Below are 2,935 nucleotides of genomic sequence, written 5' to 3' on the forward strand. Positions count from 1 at the left end.
ACCTATTTAGAAAATCAGAGGGTAACTTGTCTGTACCAAGAAAGATGAACCAAGCCGCATGGAATAAAGATTACAGGGAAAAAGTTCTTTTTACATCAGATTAACAAAGTATATTCGCGCCCTTACTATCGTAACCACCTGAATACTGGAGCTTTAAATTAAGGCTAGCGTAAGCTGTGTTTGGGTTTGCAAGTTCCTTTGCTGCCTGTTCTGCTGCTTGATCGCTATTACCTTTCGAGATAGTGGTATTAGCGTTCGCAAAATTCGGCGTTAATAATAGTCCAGTTATTATCAGTGCAAGTGGTTTACAAGCCATGAGCCCTCTCTTCAATAGTGAAACAATAAGGTGTAACTGCTTATTGAGTATTTTAGAGATTACTGGGCAGTAAAATGGCCATTAAGTGACAGAGGTAGATTTCATGTAATTTGACTTCCCAATAACAGTCACAATTACACAACCGCCAACTCACAAATAGAACCATATTACACAGAGTTCATTGTATTTTTGCTTTTATTACATGAGCTTAGATAATATACATCGTCAAAATACTAATACAGGAGTATTCTTCAAAGGGCGTTTAATTGGAAGAAACGACTCTCAGAAACCATTAAAGACGTAACTCAATAACAACCAAACTTAGCTAGGTAAAACAAATGGAAACAAGTGTAATAGTCACTCTTACTATATTTTTCTTACCATTGATCCTATTGGTGATTTTACATTTAAGAAGTAAGAAAAAGCGTAAAGAGTTTGAAGAACAACTTTCGATAGCTAATCAAAAAATTAGCAACATAGAAAATGAAAAAGACACACTACTAAAAAAGTATGCCCCTGTAATTGATATGGAGTTACACGCTAACCGCCTGCTTGATGAAGCCACCGAAGAAGCTACTTCGATAAGGTTCCAAGCAGAAGGTGTTTTGTCTGAGACTGAAGAGCTGCGTAACGAAACACGTAAAAAGTTAAACGAAGCTAAAGAAAAAGCGGAAATTATCAAGAACGATGCACGCGAAGAATCTGCGAAAGTGCTTAGCTTCGCAGAAGCTCAAGCCAAAGAAATAGCAGGTAATGCTTACGAAGCAAGGGCCAAAGCTGATTCCTACGAAAAGGCGATTCGTGCGATGCGCAATACAATTGACGGCTATAAAGATGACTACATCATCCCAAATCAGTCTGTTCTTGATGACCTCGCAGAAGAGTACAGTTACAAAGAAGCAGGTGAAGAACTCAAAGTATCCCGTAAACGAGTAAAGGCAATGGTCAAAGAAGGTCATGCAGGGGCTTGTGATTATGTTGAAGCTCACCGTAAAACTTATGCAATTCATTTTGCCGTCGATGCTTTCAACGGAAAGGTCGATAGTGCTCTATCTAAAACAAAGCACGACAATTTTGGGAAAATCCAACAAGAAATTATTGATGCTTTTGCCTTAGTAAATCATAACGGTGCTCCATTCAGGAACGCTCGTATCAACCAAGAATACCTAGACGCACGTCTAACCGAGCTCAAATGGGCCGTTGCTGCATTTGAGCTAAGAAAGATCGAAAAAGAAGAACAAGCCGAAATTAAGGCTCAGATTCGCGAAGAAGAACGAGCTATCCGCGAAATGGAAAAGGCGCGTAAAGAAGCTGAAAAAGAAGAAAAGATGCTACAAAAAGCTCTAGAAAAAGCGCGATCTGAATTAGGCCAAGCAAGTGAAGAACAGAGAGCTGTATTTGAAGCACAACTTGCAGAATTAGAAAGCAAGCTACAAGAAGCTGAAGAAAAAGGTCAACGTGCGCTATCAATGGCTCAGCAAACTCGCCGAGGGCATGTTTACGTAATCAGCAACGTTGGTAGTTTTGGTGAAGAGGTGTTTAAGATTGGTATGACTCGTCGCTTAGAACCAATGGACAGAGTAAAAGAACTTGGTGATGCTTCTGTACCATTCTCATTTGATGTTCATGCAATGATTTATAGTGACGATGCTCCTTCTCTTGAGAAAGAGCTCCACAAGAAGTTCAACGAGCAGTCGGTTAACAAAATTAACCCAAGAAAAGAGTTCTTCAAGACCACAATAGCAGAGGTTAAACAAGCTGTTGAGCAACAAGGGTTACATGAAGTTCATTGGACTCTTAAGGCTGAAGCCGCTGAGTTCCGTGAGAGTTTAGCAATTGCGAAAGAACAGCAAGCAGTAGCATAAAGGTAGCATTTATTAACGGGTAAACGATGACCTACTTCTGCTACGTAAAATACAAAAAAGGCGACAGTAATAACTGTCGCCTTTCTAATATCTTGTTACTCAGTTAAAGCTTATTCCCAATCAAGAATTACTTTACCTGACATACCAGAACGCATCATGTCGAAGCCTTTCTGGAAGTCGTCCACTTTGTAGTGGTGAGTAATAATTGGTGTTAGATCTAGGCCTGACTGGATTAATGAAGCCATTATATCCAACGAGAATACAAGCATCTTAAAAACAATCATTTACAAAAAAATAACATTACTTATGGCGACAGAATGGCGACAGATTTTTCTCTTTAGATTGTTTTAAAATTTCTAAGCCGATAGGAAGTCATAGTTGCTGACTGTTTTTATTAATGCCTTGAACTCAGAGTCAGAAAGCCCTGGTAATCACCTATTTCTACTTTTGGCACGAATTAGAGATTGTAAACGTTAGCGTCAATGACCAGTCGAGCCAAATTTGTTTAACTAAAAAGATGAACTGCAATCGATCTTAGACCTTTCAAAAAACGCAGGCCCAGATCCCGAAAGCAATCGCTAATCCATGACACCTCGCTCTTTCCGTCTCTTAAAAAAGAGAGGCGCCTAATCTTAGATGAGCCTACACTGGGCTTAGATTTGCTGTACCGCGATACTTTTTATCGCCACCTACTAGAATGGTTCCACGACGGCGAACGCGCCATGATCATTGCAAGCCATGAGGTTTCAGAAAT

Annotated in this window: 1 protein-coding gene and 3 pseudogenes; 2 read left to right on the forward strand and 2 right to left on the reverse strand. The window is 39.7% G+C overall.

The features are described 5' to 3' along the window. Positions 1-118: 118 nt before the first annotated feature. Positions 119-316: pseudogene (locus tag H5300_RS28385) on the reverse strand (hypothetical protein); the annotation flags it as partial. Positions 317-654: 338 nt separating this feature from the next. Here H5300_RS28385 and H5300_RS26190 point away from each other — a divergent pair. After that, a complete protein-coding gene (locus H5300_RS26190; RefSeq protein WP_102282172.1) occupies positions 655-2,181 on the forward strand; it encodes a DUF4041 domain-containing protein in 1,527 nt (508 codons plus the stop codon). A gap of 110 nt (positions 2,182-2,291) precedes the next feature. Here the strand turns inward: H5300_RS26190 and H5300_RS26195 are convergent. Further along, positions 2,292-2,426, reverse strand: a pseudogene (locus tag H5300_RS26195) (L-threonine 3-dehydrogenase); the annotation flags it as partial. A 381-nt stretch (positions 2,427-2,807) separates the two neighbouring features. Here H5300_RS26195 and H5300_RS26200 point away from each other — a divergent pair. Then, positions 2,808-2,935 (forward strand): annotated as a pseudogene (locus H5300_RS26200) (ABC transporter ATP-binding protein); the annotation flags it as partial.

The sequence above is a fragment of the Vibrio sp. SG41-7 genome (genome assembly GCF_014164465.1).
GTDB lineage: Bacteria > Pseudomonadota > Gammaproteobacteria > Enterobacterales > Vibrionaceae > Vibrio > Vibrio splendidus.

Bases quoted from the DNA above. Each gene is read 5' to 3' on its own strand.
- H5300_RS26190 (WP_102282172.1), top strand. From the start codon at position 655: ATGGAAACAAGTGTAATAGTCACTCTTACTATATTTTTCTTACCATTG.